The organism is Bacillus sp. AFS077874 (genome assembly GCF_002566505.1).
GTDB lineage: Bacteria > Bacillota > Bacilli > Bacillales > Bacillaceae_G > Gottfriedia.
Genome location: NZ_NUYF01000005.1, coordinates 313,726 through 331,189, shown reverse-complemented (window position 1 = coordinate 331,189; position 17,464 = coordinate 313,726). Strand labels below are relative to the sequence as shown.

The 17,464-nt window shown below is 31.6% G+C and carries 18 protein-coding genes; 12 read left to right on the top strand and 6 right to left on the bottom strand.

Annotated features, from left to right (window positions below; all coding sequences use genetic code 11):
• The first annotated feature begins 129 nt into the window (after positions 1–129).
• On the top strand, positions 130–828 hold the full coding sequence (locus tag COJ46_RS03345) for a YoaK family protein (RefSeq protein WP_097977725.1): 699 nt from the start codon (positions 130–132) through the stop codon (positions 826–828).
• 41 nt (positions 829–869) lie between these two features.
• Here COJ46_RS03345 and COJ46_RS03340 read toward each other — a convergent pair whose 3' ends face one another.
• Positions 870–1,574 carry a DUF554 domain-containing protein gene (locus COJ46_RS03340; RefSeq protein WP_098565694.1) on the bottom strand — a complete coding sequence of 235 codons (705 nt, stop codon included), beginning with the start codon at positions 1,572–1,574 and terminating at the stop codon, positions 870–872.
• Positions 1,575–1,600: 26 nt separating this feature from the next.
• Positions 1,601–2,575 carry an NAD(P)H-quinone oxidoreductase gene (locus COJ46_RS03335; RefSeq protein ID WP_097977721.1) on the bottom strand — a complete coding sequence of 325 codons (975 nt, stop codon included), beginning with the start codon at positions 2,573–2,575 and terminating at the stop codon, positions 1,601–1,603.
• 219 nt (positions 2,576–2,794) lie between these two features.
• On the opposite strand from COJ46_RS03335, the gene COJ46_RS03330 reads away from it, so the two are divergent.
• From COJ46_RS03330 to COJ46_RS03320, 3 genes are all read left to right on the top strand, one after another.
• Positions 2,795–3,361, top strand: coding sequence for an RNA polymerase sigma factor (locus COJ46_RS03330; protein ID WP_097977719.1), 567 nt, complete (start codon positions 2,795–2,797; stop codon positions 3,359–3,361).
• Positions 3,339–3,851 carry a hypothetical protein gene (locus tag COJ46_RS03325; RefSeq protein ID WP_097977718.1) on the top strand — a complete coding sequence of 171 codons (513 nt, stop codon included), beginning with the start codon at positions 3,339–3,341 and terminating at the stop codon, positions 3,849–3,851. Before COJ46_RS03330 ends, COJ46_RS03325 begins: the two co-directional genes overlap by 23 nt.
• A gap of 64 nt (positions 3,852–3,915) precedes the next feature.
• The gene (locus COJ46_RS03320; protein WP_097977716.1) at positions 3,916–4,383 is read left to right on the top strand and encodes a hypothetical protein; all 468 of its coding nucleotides are present in this window, start codon (positions 3,916–3,918) and stop codon (positions 4,381–4,383) included.
• Between the two features lie 76 nt (positions 4,384–4,459).
• On the opposite strand, the gene COJ46_RS03315 is transcribed toward COJ46_RS03320, so the two are convergent.
• Positions 4,460–4,972 (bottom strand): GNAT family N-acetyltransferase, encoded by a 513-nt coding sequence (locus tag COJ46_RS03315; RefSeq protein WP_097977714.1) that lies wholly within the window; start codon positions 4,970–4,972, stop codon positions 4,460–4,462.
• Between the two features lie 459 nt (positions 4,973–5,431).
• Between COJ46_RS03315 and COJ46_RS03310 the strand changes: the two genes are divergently transcribed.
• From COJ46_RS03310 to COJ46_RS03300, 3 genes are all read left to right on the top strand, one after another.
• Entirely contained in the window at positions 5,432–6,262 is an 831-nt protein-coding gene (locus COJ46_RS03310) for an alpha/beta hydrolase (RefSeq protein WP_097977712.1), read from the top strand.
• Positions 6,263–6,327: 65 nt separating this feature from the next.
• A complete protein-coding gene (locus COJ46_RS03305) occupies positions 6,328–7,515 on the top strand; it encodes an ATP-grasp domain-containing protein (protein ID WP_097977710.1) in 1,188 nt (395 codons plus the stop codon).
• Positions 7,516–7,532: 17 nt separating this feature from the next.
• On the top strand, positions 7,533–8,273 hold the full coding sequence (locus tag COJ46_RS03300; RefSeq protein ID WP_097977709.1) for an esterase family protein: 741 nt from the start codon (positions 7,533–7,535) through the stop codon (positions 8,271–8,273).
• Positions 8,274–8,530: 257 nt separating this feature from the next.
• Here COJ46_RS03300 and COJ46_RS03295 read toward each other — a convergent pair whose 3' ends face one another.
• From COJ46_RS03295 to COJ46_RS03280, 3 genes are all read right to left on the bottom strand, one after another.
• Positions 8,531–8,845 (bottom strand): hypothetical protein, encoded by a 315-nt coding sequence (locus tag COJ46_RS03295; RefSeq protein WP_097977707.1) that lies wholly within the window; start codon positions 8,843–8,845, stop codon positions 8,531–8,533.
• Between the two features lie 689 nt (positions 8,846–9,534).
• Positions 9,535–9,921 (bottom strand): barstar family protein, encoded by a 387-nt coding sequence (locus COJ46_RS03285; RefSeq protein WP_097977703.1) that lies wholly within the window; start codon positions 9,919–9,921, stop codon positions 9,535–9,537.
• Between the two features lie 47 nt (positions 9,922–9,968).
• Positions 9,969–10,346 carry a hypothetical protein gene (locus COJ46_RS03280; protein WP_098565693.1) on the bottom strand — a complete coding sequence of 126 codons (378 nt, stop codon included), beginning with the start codon at positions 10,344–10,346 and terminating at the stop codon, positions 9,969–9,971.
• A 374-nt stretch (positions 10,347–10,720) separates the two neighbouring features.
• Between COJ46_RS03280 and COJ46_RS03275 the strand changes: the two genes are divergently transcribed.
• The 5 genes from COJ46_RS03275 to efeO all read left to right on the top strand — a co-directional run bounded on the left by COJ46_RS03275 (position 10,721) and on the right by efeO (position 17,464).
• A complete protein-coding gene (locus tag COJ46_RS03275) occupies positions 10,721–11,113 on the top strand; it encodes a hypothetical protein (protein WP_097977699.1) in 393 nt (130 codons plus the stop codon).
• Between the two features lie 371 nt (positions 11,114–11,484).
• Positions 11,485–13,758 (top strand): AAA domain-containing protein, encoded by a 2,274-nt coding sequence (locus COJ46_RS03270; protein ID WP_097977697.1) that lies wholly within the window; start codon positions 11,485–11,487, stop codon positions 13,756–13,758.
• 96 nt (positions 13,759–13,854) lie between these two features.
• Positions 13,855–15,030, top strand: coding sequence for an amino acid deaminase/aldolase (locus tag COJ46_RS03265; RefSeq protein ID WP_097977695.1), 1,176 nt, complete (start codon positions 13,855–13,857; stop codon positions 15,028–15,030).
• A complete protein-coding gene (locus COJ46_RS03260) occupies positions 15,018–16,325 on the top strand; it encodes a D-arabinono-1,4-lactone oxidase (RefSeq protein WP_097977694.1) in 1,308 nt (435 codons plus the stop codon). The genes COJ46_RS03265 and COJ46_RS03260 overlap by 13 nt, the downstream gene beginning before the upstream one ends.
• A gap of 290 nt (positions 16,326–16,615) precedes the next feature.
• Entirely contained in the window at positions 16,616–17,464 is an 849-nt protein-coding gene (gene efeO, locus COJ46_RS03255) for an iron uptake system protein EfeO (RefSeq protein ID WP_097977692.1), read from the top strand.

Below are 17,464 nucleotides of genomic sequence, written 5' to 3'. Positions count from 1 at the left end.
AAATAGCAATTAACCCAAGTGAAAAATCGATAATTTTTTATGTAATTGTTGGATTATTGTTCACATTTATTTACATAATAAGTGTGTTATGATTGTGCTAAGTTTAGTAATAGAAGTAGGAGAACTAGATTGAAATCTAAACAAAAAATCATTCCATCATTATCATCGAATTCAGTCTATCTAGGATTATTGTTAGCTTTAGTAGGTGGTTTTTTAGATGGGTATACTTTTATAAGCAGGGACGGTGTATTTGCCAATGCACAAACGGGAAATCTTGTACTTTTGGCAATAAATCTATCATTTGGAAATTGGAAAAACTCTGTGGATTATATTCTACCTATTATAGCCTTTATTTTGGGGGTATTAGTTGCTGAATCGGTTAAACATCCACGTTTAAGAGAACTATTATACAGCTATAGACGTTCAATTCTCTTGTTAGAATGTAGTGTTTTATTGATTGTAGGATTATTACCTAGTAGTGTACCTAATATAGTTGTAACAGTTTGCATCTCCTTTGTCTCATCATTACAAATTTCAACCTTCACTCATTTAGATAAATGGACATACAATTCTACGATGACAACTGGTAATATTAGAATTGCTTCACAGGCAGCATATACAGCTTTTGTAAATCATGACAAAGAAGCAAAAACAAAATTTAAAGAGTTTCTCGTTATTATCCTTTCCTTTTCATTTGGCGCATTGTTTGGGAGTCTATCCACAAAGTATATTGGGAATCAGGCTGTTTGGATTGCTGCAGGAGTATTAATAGTAGCGTTAATCTTATATCATAAAGACAAAGGTTATTTTAGAAGGAAACTCCATTAATTTAAAAAAATGAGCCCTTTTCGGGGCTCATTTTAGTAATCTTATTTGAAAAACTGAATGAAACAAACAATAATAAGTGCAAATAAAATAGAAGGTAACATATTTCCAATTTTTATTTTTAATAAACCTAGTGAATTCAAACCAAGAGCAATTAATAAAATTCCTCCTGTACCTGAGATCTCAGCAATTATTGAATCTAATAAATGCTGTGTTACTAGATTCGGTACAAATGAGGCAAAAATGGCAATAAATCCTTGATAGATTAAAACTGGGACAGCGGAGAATAACACACCAATGCCGAGAGTCGAAGTTAAAATGATTGATAAAAATCCGTCCATCATTGATTTTGTATATAATATTTCATGATTATGACGGAGTCCGCTATCTAGTGCTCCGAGTATAGCCATCGCGCCAACACAGAATAATAAAGTCGATGTAACAAATCCTTTAGAAATAGAGCCTTCGCTTTTAGATTGAAATTTACTTTCGATAAATAGTCCTAATTTATCTAATTTACTTTCGATATCTAACCATTCTCCTACAACCGCACCTAGCGATAAACTGAAAACGACGATCAGAACTTGATTTGTTTTCATAGCTAAAGTAAATCCTATAACTATAATTACGAGAGAAATTGACTGAGTTACTAGGTTTTTCATTCGATCTGGAATTCTTTTAATAAACAAACCTAGTAAAGAGCCAAAAATAATAGCTGCTGCATTAACAATTGAACCGAGTAGTACCATGATTATCCCCTTTAACTTACATATAATTAATCTATTTTTAAGACTATTTTTCCGGTATTCAAATTGTTCTCCATTCGAGTATGCGCTTCATTCACTTCATGCCAATTATATACTGAATCGATAATCGGTTTTATTTTCTTATTCGTAAAAAGTGGTAAGACATCTTTTTTGAATTGATTTGTTAAATAGATTTTTTGCTCAAGTGTTTGTGAACGTAAAGTACTTCCTATAATGGAAATTCTCTTTGTCAAAAGTGGTAATAAGTTCACATCGTTCACTTTAACTCCACCCATTGTTCCAATCAAAATAAGCCTACCATTAGTATTCAATGATTGTAAGTTTTGATGAAAATAGGATGCACCAATAAAATCTAAAATGACGTCTACACCTACATGATCAGTAACTTTTTCGACGACAGTTTTAAAATCTTCATTTTTATAGTTAATCACATAATTTGCACCCAAATCAGTACAAGCTGCAAGTTTCGTTTCACTCCCAGCAGTAACGATTGAACTAGCACCAAATTCTCTTGCAAGCTGAATTGCAGCGGTCCCAACACCACTAGCTCCGGCATGAATTAATACAGTTTCATTTTCTTTTAATCTACCTAATTCAAATAAATTTAAGTAAGCTGTCAAAAACACTTCGGGTATAGCCGCAGCCTCTTCGAACGAAAAATGATCTGGAATAGAAATTGCCAAATCTGAAGGAATGGAAACATACTGCGCATAACCTCCGCCTGGCAATAAGCTACAAACACGATCTCCAACTTTCCAATTTGTAACATTAGCCCCAACCTGTTCAACAATCCCGGACATCTCTAAACCTAAAATCGGTGATGCGCCATTGGGTACGGGGTACTTACCATGTTTTTGAAGTAAGTCAGCTCGATTAATAGCCGTAGCATGAACTTTAACAAGTAGTTCATTTTCACCTAAAACAGGCATCTGATAATCGTCAATAAATAAATGCTTTGATTCATCAATTTGAACTGCCTTCATTCTAAAAACCCACCTTTAATTAATTTAATTCTTATCATACTATATAACTAATCGAAAGAATATTTTTAAAACTCGGATTGATGAAATTTATAGATTTGCTTAACACAATTCCTTACTCATTCTTTTTAAAGTAATTTTAGAGAAAATAATTTTAAAAAACTCCGAACTATAATCTGTTTTTAACTGTATATAGAGTAAGTGGTGAAAGGAGGAGAACTAGTGCCTGAAAGAATTGACAAAGATTGTTTAGAAGAATTGTTTAAAAATCACTCGTCATTGGTGTATCGTACTGCTTTCTTTTTAACCAAATCAAAAGTAATGGCAGATGAAATTACGCAAGAGACGTTCATTCGTATCATAAAAAAATTCCATCTGTTTGATCAAACAAAACCAATTGAGCCTTGGATTTATCGAATGACAGTAAATATCACCCGCAATATGATACGTAAACAAAAAATTAAGAAACTTTTCGGCATTAAGTATGATGTTCTAACTGAAAATGAAGTTGAACTATCGATTTTACAAAATGAAATGGAAGATCATTTATGGAAAGAGATAAATTTATTACCGCAGAAGAGTAAGGAAGTGATTGTTCTTCATTATTATTTAGAACTTAAATTAGATGAAGTGGCGGACTCTTTAAATATTCCGATCGGTACATGTAAATCAAGGCTTAATTACGCGTTGACAAAATTAAGAAATCGTTTATCGAAAAACGAACTGTTTAAAGTAGAACAAAAACTGAAAGGGGGAGAACTTAAAGGTGGAAAACAATCCTATTTCTGACATTAAACACACACTCCAGCAGAAATTAGATCAACATAATCCTTCCGTCACATATGATCAAATATGGAATAAAGCGAATTCCAATCGAGGTTATAATCGAATTCGAAAACCGTTTGTTTCAGTTGGGATTCTTTTGTTTCTGGCTATTACCATTTTTATTAATTCTCCTATTAAAAACGCACTAAAGGAAGACATGGGTATAACAAAAGAATATAAAAGTACTTCTGCGGAATCTAGTTTTGGACTATTAATTGTAAATGGGGCTCAATATCGGTTTGAAAGAATTTTACATAATGATGAATTTATACTGAAAGACCAAATTGGTGAAGTCAAAGAAGTCATTATAAATAATACGATTCCGAAAGTCAATTTTTCGTCAAATATGTTAAAGGTTGGCGATAAAATTTATTTAACGAATGAAGACCCAAATGTCATGATTGTAAAACAAGAGGACGGAACAATCTTAAAGTTTTTAAAAACTGAAAAATAATTGAAATTGCATTCATAAATAAAGAAAAATTTAAAGTCCAATTTGAAAATAGGGAGTGTTCAAAATGGCAAAATGGTTAAGATTCGCGATACTTTTTTTCTTACTCATTTTCACTGGATGTTCAGCAAATAATGAATTGAAAGGTAATAAGCCTCCAAAAACAATGGTTCAAGTGGAGGAACAAACATATGATACTAAGTTAGGTACTTATTGTTGGCAATCGAAAGGTCAAGGGGAATGCGTTGATACGGCAGGACCGGTCGAGTTGCTAAAGGGTAAAAAGCCGATTGAAGTAAAACCTGGCGAAAATGTTAAAATTATAATGAACTATAATCCTAAACCAAATGAAGTCCACTTGAGTCAAATAAATGATAATAATGAAATTGATATTGTAGTAGTGAAGAATCAATTTTCAGCACCTATTAATAAAGGAGTATATTACTACTCATATGGAGTATATTGGTTGGATAAAAAAGATAAGCACTTATCACATGGCGATGCCTTTTATGCTTTTGCTTTAGAAGTAAAATAAAACGTTTTTCGTTAGAATAAGAAAGGGTATGTTTTAAAAAAATTTGTTCAAAACATACCCTTAATAGATTACTAATTTATTCTTCTGTAGGAGCCTTTGGTCCATCAAGATCTAATTGATAAAAGGACAAGTCAAGCCATCTATTAAATTTATAACCTGCCTTTTTAATTGTGCCTGAATAAACAAATCCGAAGTTTTTGTGCATGGAAATACTTTTTTCATTATCTGCATCAATTCCGGCAATTAAAGTCATATACTCTCTTTCTTTGGCAATAGAGATTAATTCTTTCATTAATGAAGTGGCAATACCCTTTTTTCTGTATTCACTATTTACATAAACTGAATGCTCAATCGAATATTTATAGGCAGGCCAAGCTCTAAAAGGACCGAATGTAGCAAATCCAACGACCTTTTGATCAAGTTCGAAGACTAGTATTGGAAGCCCTTCAGCCATCTTTTGTTCAAACCAAATTTGTCTGCTTTCAAGCGTTTGTGGTTTATATGTATAAACTGCAGTTGTATTTAGAATGGCATCGTTATAAATCTCTAAAATGTCCATTAAATCCTTTTGAGTAGCTTCCCTAATCATTTTTTCTTTCCCCCAAATTTAATTTATTATCTCTTCTTATTTTAGAACTTTTTATATAAATCGTAAAATTGAAATTTATATTTGTTTGCTTAAATTGTTTTTTCATATTTTAATATTTCCATAGTGTGAAATAGAGGATATTCATTTATCGAATATCCTAATTTCATTATTTGACATGATTGTTCAAGAAGGAATCTAGTCTATTTTCGTTGAATTAGTTACAAATGATTTTTCAGACGATGTGGAAACTGCTTGGAAAAGAATTGTTTAGGCAGTTGGTTAGCATCAAAGTTTAATAGATTTAGATTTAAATAAAGAAATTAGTACATAGGAGTAAATTAAGTTATTGAATAGTTCTCTTCCAAGTGTGAATTTATATTTATCAAACACTTATTCATTAGAAGAACTTAAACAGTTGAATTTTTCTAAAGGTAAGTTTAAAGGAGCGAGGAAGTTAAAATGAATCAATCCTATTTTTATTTAAAATTAGAAACACATCAATTACATATGTCTTATAAAAATGAAAAACGTCGCGTGCGTGTTTTATTGCCCAAAAATTATGAAGAAGACCAGGATAAAAATTATCCAGTTGTCTATATGCATGATGGTCAAAATATTTTCTATAGTAGTGAATCTTATAGCGGGTATTCATGGAAAGTGATTCCGGCAATCAAACAAAACCAAGATTTACCAAGGATGATTGTTGTTGGAATCGATAACGGTGGACAAAATCGAATTAATGAATATACGCCTTGGAAAATTACTGAAAGCCCACTTCCTGAAGATTTTGAGTTAGGCGGGAAAGGCGTGGAGTTTGCTAGTTTTGTCATGACAGTCGTGAAGCCGTTCATCGATAAGCAATATCGAACTAAACCTGATAAATATCATACAGCGGTGATTGGTAGTTCACTTGGAGGGAATATTTCGGCATTTATGGGTGTTGAATATAAAGATCAAATAGGTGGATTAGGTATTTTTTCTTTAGCCAATTGGATTACAAGTAAAGCATTTGATCAGTATATTGCTAGTCAAGAGTTGGATCCTGAACAACGAGTGTATATTCAAGTTGGTACTCAGGAAGGCGATGATACCGATCGTCAATTCATGTATGGAAATATGAAGCAGGCATATATCGATTGCTCGCTTAAGTATTATAAACAACTGATAAAAGGCTCTGTTTCAATTGATAGCATTAGTTTAAATATTTATGCAGATGAGGTACATGATGAAAAGGCTTGGGCAAAACACTTACCAGAATGTTTACGTTTTTTAAGTGAGAAATGGTCTTAAATGAACTGAATAATGATATTTGACTTAAATTAGATAACTATTACTTTTTATAAAGGAGCAATTTTATGAATTATATTTTGATCTCTCCATATTATCCAGAGAATTTTCAGGCATTTGCTCATCGTTTGAAAGCTGCAGGTGTTAATGTACTAGGTATTGGCGAAGAGCCATATGACCAATTAGGGCCCAAATTACAAAACTCTTTAACAGAATATTATCGTGTGAATAATTTAGAAGATCTAGATGAAGTGAAACGTGCTGTTGCATTTTTATTTTATAAACATGGTCCGATTGAGCGTATTGAATCTAATAACGAATACTGGTTAGAACTTGATGCGCAGTTGCGTGAACAATTTAATGTATATGGAAATAAACCGAGTGACTTGAAAAAAGTTAAATATAAATCTGAAATGAAAAAGCTGTTTAAAAAAGCAGGTGTGCCTGTTGTAGATGGAAAAGTCGTTAAAACTAAAAAAGAGTTAACTAAAGCCATTGATGAATTAGGACTGCCAGTTATTGCTAAACCAGATAATGGTGTTGGTTCAGCTGCAACCTTTAAATTATGTTCAGAAGAGGCTGTACGCCATTTTGAAGAAGTATGGGATGAAGCACAAGTGTACTTCATTGAACCATATGTCGAAGGAGGCGTGCTTTGTACATTTGATGGTTTAGTTGATCAAAAAGGGAATATTGTTTTCCAAACAAGCTTTACATATAATGTGCCTACTCTGGAACTTGTTAAAGGTCAGTTGGATTTAGCTTATATTATTCAAAAAGAAATTGATCCAAAGCTTGAATACTATGGTAAATCGATTGTAAAAGCTTTTGGGATGAAGGAACGCTTTTTCCATATTGAGTTTTTTAAATTAGAAGATGGGGATTATGTTGCACTTGAATATAATAACCGCTTAGCTGGCGGCTACACGATCGATATGTACAATTTCGCATACTCCATTGATTTATTTGATCAGTATGCTTCTATTGTAACAGGTGGAGAAATTAAGGAACCCGATGCAAAAAACGAGTATTGTGTCGGTATAACACAGCGTGATGCGTATGAGTATAACCACGATACGAATGCTATTTATGAACAATTTGGCGACCGTGTGAAGTTTGATAAGCGTATTCCAGAAGCGTTTGCGGAACTCCAAGGAAATCAATTTTATGCGATTAATGCCGATTCACAGGAAGAAGTCGAAGATATCATTCGTTTTGTACATGAACGAAAAAATTGCAGCGTTGTAAACGTATAGGGATAGGAGATTTTTCTATGAATATAGAACATTTAAGCCATTGGAGCGGGGAATTAGGACGCGAAATGCAGTTGAACAGATATGGACACAGTGGCATGCCAATCCTAGTTTTTCCTTCATCTGGGGGGACACATTTTGAATACAATAATTTTGGAATGATTGATGTGTGTCATGACTTTATTGAATCTGGAAAAGTCCAATTTTTTACACTGTCTACCATAGATAGCGAAAGTTGGCTACACGACTCAAAATCGGTACATGACCGTGCATTAGCTCATGAAGCATATGATCGTTATGTAATTTCAGAAGCTATTCCATTTATTAAACATAAAACAGGTTGGTTTGATCCAATGATGACAACAGGTTGTAGTATGGGTGCGTATCATGCATTGAACTTTTTCCTAAGACATCCGGATGTCTTCCAAACAACCGTTGCTCTTAGCGGTGTTTACGATGTCCGTTTCTTTTTTGGAGACTACGGAAATGATCCTCTTGTATACGAAAATTCACCAAGCGATTACATATGGAATCAAAATGACGGCTGGTTTATAGATCGATACCGTTCAGCAGATATCATAATTTGTACCGGGCTAGGTGATTGGGAACAAGACGGACTGCCTTCATACTTTACATTAAAAGAGGCATTCGAAGAAAAGCAAATTAAAGCATGGTTTGATGAGTGGGGCGAAGATGCTTCACATGACTGGGTTTGGTGGCGAAAACAAATGCCGTATTATTTAGGAGAATTATTTAAATAAAATGTCAGGATATAAACAAGTCAGTCCAGAAAACTCTGTTCATGGCGGACGTTATTGAAAATAAACTAATGAGCTAAAAATATTTATAGGGGAGAGCCTCGTATCTTTTTACGAGGCGTTCTTTATAAGGTATTCGTAATTATTTAATGGATTATCCTTATTCCTTATTCACTACTGTCATTTAATTTAATAAAAACCGACTAAAAAGCCGTTTATGTTGTTCAACTAATGCATAGCGTTAGTTGAATAAGAATTATTCATAGATCTTTGTATCCAACTATTTTCTTTAACATTTTTGCATTCGTCAGACTAACTTTTCGATAATCTCCCATATTAACGATTGCACCGTCCCTAGTAAACCATATTTTTGCGTGTATTAATAAGACACCTTCTTTTGGACTATTGATAAATAAGTGTAAATTAGGTTTACCTAAGTCAAATTTTTCATTATTAATTTGCTTAGCAAAGGCAAGTACTTGTTGTAAATTATCTATCTTATCTTGATTGTTAACATCAGTAATGACATTACGTATTTCAATTACACCTTCTTGATGAGGCGTTTCATATCCCACCCTAATCTCTCTTGTTGGTTTGTTATAAGTTAATTTTACGCTAATAAAACCTCCACAAAAATAATTATTATTAAAAGTAAAATAACACCAATTTTTATAAATTTTTTCAAATCTACTACCTCCGAATAGAGATTTTCAATATACCTTCTATCTCGATAACTCCATAAAATTTATTCTATTTTTTCATAGATAAGTACTTTTATATCAATCTATCCCGCTTTAAAGCAAAAAAATCGACTTATAAAGTCGATCATTTTGTTCAACTAAAGCAATGCGTTAGTTCGATAATAAACTTATAAATCCGATAAAAAAAGTACTCCCTGTCATGATGAAAAGATTTCTTCTAAGTTTTCCTTTTTCCCGTAAACCCAATAGGAAAAGCACTATTCCTAATAAGAAAAGGGAATATGGTATCAAGATCAAAAATCGGTTAGTAATAAATCCGTAAACTTGCAGAATGATTGCAATTAAAAGTAATAAAGAACTTAACTTTTTAACCAATTTTTCGCCTCCTGGTTTAAAGCATAATTGTTTTTGGTTGAAGTAACTTACTTGCTATTATATATAAAAATGACGTGATTCTAAGCTTGCAGAAATAACATCAAATCTAATGTTTTTATCTTTTGTTTCACATTAAATAAAAAAAATCGACTTATATAGTCGATCGCGTTGTAGAACTAAAGCATACGTTAATTGAATAAGAACTCACATTTCCAATCGGGGAATTCCTCATTATGTTCAAGAAGATACTCTTTCATTATTTTCGAATCTTCAGGTAATCTTCTCGCCATTTCTGACCACCCAACAAACTCTATTTTATTTGGTAACTCTACGATTCCAGTAATGGTCTCCCAAAAAGAGTCCCAATTTTCACTATAATAAAATGGGAATTTCAGTTTTTCTTTTAATAGCGTATGCAATTCACTGTTAGTTCTTACTTTTGTTACATCAATAATTAAATTGGGTACTTTTGATTTTTTTTCTATTTCATTTTCAATTATGTATAGTAAAAGAACAAAATAAGGCAAGAAGAATAACAAAAGCAATATTATAGAACTTTGATCAATAATTATCATCCTATTACCCCTTAAACATCAAAAATTACTAAGACTACTAGAGTTATTTAATTATTTGCTAATTTTTCTCCAGTAATAATTTCATATAAAGTCGCTGAATCTACTTTTGATAATTGTACATATCGGCCACTTTTAGTTATTTCCAACATGTTGTCACTAGAATTAACCCATACTCTGTAAAGTATTTGTTTTACTTGAATATCAGGATTTTTAAACTGAAAAACCAATTCATATTCAGGTTGGCGGTACATTTTCGTATCTAAAACTTTCCAATCAGAATTTCTAAAAATTTCTTGTGCTTTTAATACGTCTTTATCTATTGTAACTTCTCTATAATTCTCGAATTTATGATTATTATGTTTTTGAACCAAAATCTTTTGTTTTTCAGTTTCTACTTCTTTAGAGCATCCTATTGCTGTAATCAAAAAAATCGTAATTAGGCAAAAGAAAATCCTGTTGAACTTCAGAACTATCACCTCCTAATTTCATTATACATTTTTAATGGCAATATTTGGTAAAATAATTAAAATATTTTAATTTTATGCACAAATAAAAAAACTGCTGAATGAAATTATCCCCTTATAGTAGACACACAAAAAAGCCCATTCGATAATAAGGAAAGGTAGTCTAATATGAGTATAGACACCACTCAAACTCACAACTATAGGAGGAACCCAACTATGAAATTAACTTGCCTAACTCTTACAAGTTTAGTGAGACTTATAGCAAGCTATTTTACAATTTCTAATTGGTATATAATAGTGTGAAGAAATTGTATTTTAACAAGGTGGTAATGAAAATGAAAATTTTGTTTGATGAAACTTATACTTCAAATGACGGAAAAAGAACAAGCAGGAATATATGGTATGGAGATGCTGATTTAACTGTTGATGGTGAATTTGGAAAAAACATTAATCTTAATGAAGATTTTATGGAAAATTTATGTGAAATAATAAAAAATGACTTATCTAAAAATGCAGCAAATAAGGCTACTGAAACTAACTGGTATATTTATGGAAGTGGTGTAACTCAGGACGCTATTGGAGACAATATCCGCGCGACAATTATGGTTCGTGAGAGGTCTGACGAATTTATAACTAATTTTAATATTAGTGACCACGATTTTGCTGTAAATATCGATGCTATTCTACTGTTTAAGGCGGAGTTTGAAAAACGTTTAGCTAGTCATTGAGGAGTAATATCACTATATAAATTTTCATACCATTCGAGGGGAATGATTTCATATTGAAAACATTCTCCTATTTCATCTGGTGGGAGTTTTTTAGTGTGGAGGAAAAGTACATTTAATAGTACAGATTGTGAATAATTACACTTTAGTTCAATAAAAAAATCAACAATATATTAACTGATAAGATAGGATGTAATAATTTAATAAACTGTATGAACTAGTGTATGATAAGTAAATTACTATAAATGTTAAACTTTCTATCGTTATAATTATGGAGCGTTTGTTTGCTATATAGATTGGAACTCATTAAAGCAAAATAGGTGACTAAAGAAAAATCTATAAATATCAATTTCAAAATTAATAAGGTGAAATAAATGATTGTAAATACACTAAATGATGTAAATAAGTTAATCACTGAATGGCAAACTGCAATTGAAGCGGAACGAAATTATTTGAAATTTCATGGTGGGAGAAGTTATACCCTTTCTAAGGGGACACCACTATACCAAATTGGACAAAGTACGGTTATCTTGTTTACGATTTATGCAGAAATTTTTGTCCCAGAAGGAACGCCGGTTCGAATAAAAATAGAAAATCAAGAATATCAAGGTGAATTGTTGTCATTTAAAGGTTCTCAAGTTGAAATAAAAATAAATGAAAGAATTACTTCGACGATTCCATATGCAGAACTTTTTAATGAACCATGGGAGTTACTAGATCAATTAATTGAAAGACTTGAGGAATTAAAAGATTATCGGAGTAAACAAAAAAGAATTATGAAGCTAATGAATGCTGATTCTACTGCTAAACATTTAAGTAAAATGAAGAAAGAAAGTTCAACAAAGCAGGAGCTAATTTATCGTTCGTTCTATAATGCAACAACATATATATGGGGTCCACCGGGTACAGGAAAATCTTATAATTTAACTAATATTATTTTAAAACATTACGAAAAAAATAAGTCAGTTTTAGTAATAGCTCATTCTAATGCTGCAGTAGATGTGTTAATGAAAAATGTAATTCATGAATTAGAAATGAAAGATAAATGGAAAAGTGGCGAGATTGTCCGCTATGGTTATACAAAAGATGAAGTGTTATTACAACACGAAGATGTTCTTTCATCAAAGCTTGTTGAAGTAAATGGAAGTATAAATCAATATGAGTTGGAAAATTTAGATGAACGAAAGCACTCGATGCTAAGGAAAGCTAGAAGAGGGGCAGCCTCAAAAAAAGAATTAGATGATTTAAGTAAAATTCAAAATAAGTTAAATAAAATTCGAGGGGAAATTCGTGAAAAGGAAAAAGAATTGATTGATCAAGCAAAAGTGATTGGCACTACACTATCCAAATGTTCAATTGATCCTTTAATCTATTTACGCCAGTTCGATTTAGTTATTGTTGATGAAATTAGTATGGCGTATACACCACAAATCGCCTTTGCTTCAACATTAGGGAAACGAATTGTTGTTTGTGGAGATTTTAAACAATTACCGCCAATTGCATCATGCTTTCATAATGAAAATGTGAAAAAGTGGTTACAGGAAGATTTATTTCATCATACTGGTATTGTCCAAAAGATAGAGAATGGTGAACCATTAAATAATTTAGTTTTATTGAATCAACAAAGGAGAATGCATCCGGCCATATCTGGGTTTACAAATAATGAAATCTATCATTCATTGGTGTTTGATCATCCATCTGTTAAAAAAAGACAGGAAATCGCAAAACATAAACCATTTCCAATGCAAGCAAATAGTTTAATAAATTCTCAATTTCTTAAAACCTATGCTTTAAAAGATTCAAATACGAATTCTAGATATAATTTAGGATCTGCGATTATTGCAATTCAATGTATTCTTTCAAGTATAGTAGATGGGGTCAAGTCAATTGGAATTGTTACGCCATATAGAGCACAGGCAAAGTTACTTACCGCACTCCATAAAGAGATTATCGGGAAAACAAAATATCGAGAATTACCAATACAAATCGCAACAGTTCACCGATTTCAAGGAGCGGAGTGTGACGTAATCATTTTTGATTCAGTTGATACGAAACCACAATATTCTCCTGGATTACTGCTTACAGATCAAAACAGTGAAAGATTAATTAATGTTGCTTTGACTAGAGCTCGTGGCAAATTTATTCATATTGCAGATATTCCATTTATAAAAAGTAAAACAAATTCAAAAAAGACGATTAATAAGTTAATTCATTTCCAAATGAAAAATGAATACAAGGTGAGTAAAGAAGAGTTTGAAAAGGTTTTTTCAAAGAGTATATCAAAGAGGTTAAGACTGTTTTCGGATCATTCAATGGACATGAAAAATGAATTAGTAAATGATCTAAAAAATGCAAAGAAAAAAATAATTGTCTCCATGCCTAATTTATCTGAAATGTCTTTGGAAATTCGAAAACTGATCAATGAAGTTGAGATACCAATTCTATTTATAAGTGAATCTCATTTTGATAATCAAAAAAATAGAAGCTTTATTAAAAAAGATCAAGTTCAACCATTCATTATGATTGATAATGAACTTTTATGGTATGGAATTCCTTTGTCACAAGTTAGTTTAAACCAATCAAATAACTCAGCGAGATTAAATTGTCCTTTAACGTGTCAAGTATTAAAAGGATTTATAGACTATTAAAAGTTACATAGAAAGTATTCTATGTAATTTTTTTTATTCTTATTAATTAATTTTGAGCATAAATTAAAAATAAAATGCTACGGGATAGGTGAATAAATGGTCGATCGATCGGTATTTTCTAAATTGTCTATGCCTTGTGCTTTTTTAGATTGGGATGCTTTTGTTCAAAATGTGGATGATATTGCAGCTAAATCAAACGGTAAGAAAATACGAATTGCTACAAAATCAATTCGTAGTGTACAAGTTTTAAAATATATTTTAGAGAGCAATGATTGTTTTGAGGGACTAATGTGTTATAACCCCCATGAAGCAGATTTTCTTGCTGAAAATGGATTTGATAATTTATTAATTGGTTATCCAACAGTTGATGTAATTGGATTAAATAAAATTGCATGTCAAATAAAAAAGGGTAAAAAAATCATTTGTATGGTGGATCAGACTGAACAAATTACTATGATTGAAAAGGTTGCAGCAAAAAATGAGATTGTTATTCCACTTTGCATCGACATTGACATGAGTATATCATATTTTGGTTTTCATTTTGGAGTTAGAAGGTCACCAATAAAAGAACCTAGAGATTTAGTACCACTACTAACACATATATTGCAATCCTTGAATGTACGCTTGGAAGGAATTATGGGATATGAGGCACAAATTGCAGGGGTTGGAGATGCTGCAAAAAATAAGGTATTGAAAAATAAAATAATCCAGTTTTTAAAGAAGAAATCATTAGGTGAAATAGCGAAAAAAAGAAGAGAAATTGTTAAATACATTGAAAAAGATGGCTATCATCTTGAGTTTGTAAATGGTGGAGGTACTGGAAGTCTTCACTCGACGACAAAGGAGAAAGTAGTTACTGAAGTAACAGTGGGCTCAGGATTTTACGCTCCAACATTATTTGATGAATACAGAAGTTTTCAATATCAGCCAGCAATTGGCTTTGCTTTACCAATCATTCGAAAACCAGCGGATAAGATTTTTACATGCACAAGTGGAGGATTTATCGCATCAGGTGCTATTGGAAAAGAAAAATTACCAACTCCATATTCCCCAGATCATTGTACTTTATTGCCACTAGAAGGTGCTGGTGAAGTTCAAACCCCAGTTTTTTATTCAGGACATGAAGATTTAAAAATAGGAGAAGCCATTTTATTTAGACCAAGTAAGTCTGGTGAAATTGCTGAGCGTTTTTCTCATTTATATGTAGTAAGTAAAAATAAGATCATCGACCGGTTCACAACATACAGAGGAGATAGGGGGTGCTTCCTATGAAAAGTATGTTATGGAAAAACTGGTCTGGAAGTGTAAAGTTTAAACCAATTCAAGTATTGTATCCTTCATCGATTGACGAAGTTGTAAACCTCGTTAAAAAAGCTAACTCGGAAAATAAGAAAATAAGAGTAGTAGGTTCAAGTCACTCATTTACTCCACTAATTTCAACGAACGATTATTTAATGTCACTAGATAATTTAAATGGCGTTATTTCAATCAACAAAGAGGAACAAATTGCCGAGGTCTGGGCTGGAACTAAGCTTGAGCAATTTGGAAATGAATTATACGAATCAGGTTATTCACAAGAAAACTTAGGGGATATTAATGTACAATCGATTGCAGGAGCATTTTTAACGGGAACACACGGCACAGGAATTGATCACGGAATTTTATCTACACAAATCGAAGAGATGACTGTAGTATTACCATCAGGTGATCTATTAGATTGTTCAAAGACAAAAAATACAGATATTTATAGGGCAATTGGCGTATCGTTAGGTCTACTTGGCATAGTAGTTAAATTTAAAATTAGAATAAAGCCTGCAAAAACATATCGTTATGAGAGTAATAAAATAATGATTGATGAAGTTTATAGTAATCTACTAAATTTGAAAAAAGAAAATGAACATTTTGAGTTTTACTTATTCCCTTATTCTGATCAAGTTCAAGTAAAGATAATGAATGAAACTAGAACGAAGAAACATTCATTTAAATTTGAGAAATGGAAGGTAGCAACCATTGAAAATAAAGCCTTTTGGTTATTAAGTGAATTTAGTAGAAACTTTCCAAAAAGTAGTTCTCAAATTAGTAAAATAAGTGGTAGCAGTGTTCCAAATACAAGGATGGTTGGACCGAGCCATGAATTATTTGTAACAACTCGAAATGTAAAATTTAACGAAATGGAATACAGTATTCCAGCTGAATATATGAATGATGCGACGTTAGAAATACAGGAAGAAATAAAAAATAAACGATTTAACGTCCATTTCCCAATCGAATGTCGATTCGTAAAAAGAGATAATTTTTTAATAAGTCCTGCTTCGATGCGTGATTCAGCGTATATCGCAATCCATATGTATAAAGGAATGGATCATCAAGACTATTTTAATAGAATAGAAGAAATTCTTCAAAGCTATAATGGCAGACCGCATTGGGGAAAAATGCATTCAATGAATATAGAAAAACTAAATCACTCGTATCCATCATTATCTAACTTTCTTACTATTCGAAGTCAATTAGATAAGAATAATATTTTTGTGAATGCTTATTTATCGAAATTATTTAAGATTGAATAATAGTTGTTGGTTATAAGTCTTGCAGTTAAATGATTTAATAGTTTCAGCTGTAGTACCTTAATTATATCTGAGGTAATATTAAAAAGTACGAACATTAAGTGAAATTAATTAGAAAACTTGGCCTGAATAATAGGTGAATTTCTATATAGCTTAAAATGACTGAACAAGCTTCAGTCATTTTTTTTGAGAATCTAATTGAAAATATTTATCAATTGTATTATGATAAGTAATGAGAAAAGTTATCAATATCAATTACATATATTTAATTTAGATTTTTCGGGGGTATTTTCATGAAGAAGCAAACTACTATGATCGCAATTTCTCTTGCTACAAGTTTAATGATGGCAGGTTGTGCACAAAAAAGTGAAGAAGCTAGTAACGTAAAAAAAGAATCAAAAGTAGAAGCAAAAATAAATTTAGATTCAGAGATTAATAATTATAGAGATTTCGTTGTATCTCAAACTGAAGAGTTCGTATCAAATACACAGAAGTTCGTTGATGCAATTAATGCAGGAAACATGGCAGAAGCAAAACGTTTATATCCAATTAGTCGTTCATATTATGAAAGAATTGAACCAGTAGCAGAATCATTTGGCGATTTAGATCCAAAAATCGATGCACGTGAAGGTGATGTACCTGCTAATGAATGGACTGGTTTCCATAAAATTGAGCAAGTTATTTGGGTTCAAAATACAACAAAAGGTCTTGAAAAATATACAGATCAACTTATGAAGGATGCTAACTACTTAAGAGCAAAAGTAGAAACAGCTGAAATTGATCCTGTATTATTTGTAACTGGTCCTGTAGAATTATTAAATGAAGTTTCATCTTCAAAGGTTACAGGTGAGGAAGAACGATATTCACATACGGATTTAGCTGATTTTGCAGCTAACGTTGAAGGTTCAGATAAAATCGTTCAATTATTATCAGAAAAACTAAAAGCAAAAGATGCTGATTTAGCTTCAACAATTGAAACTAGATTCAATGATTTAATGACAACATTAAATACTTATAAAAAAGGTGATCAATACGTTGATTACAAACAATTAAAAGAAGATGAAGTGAAAAAATTGGCTCAACAAGTAGATGCATTAGCAGAACCGATCTCTCAAGTTGGGTCAACATTAGGAGTTAAATAA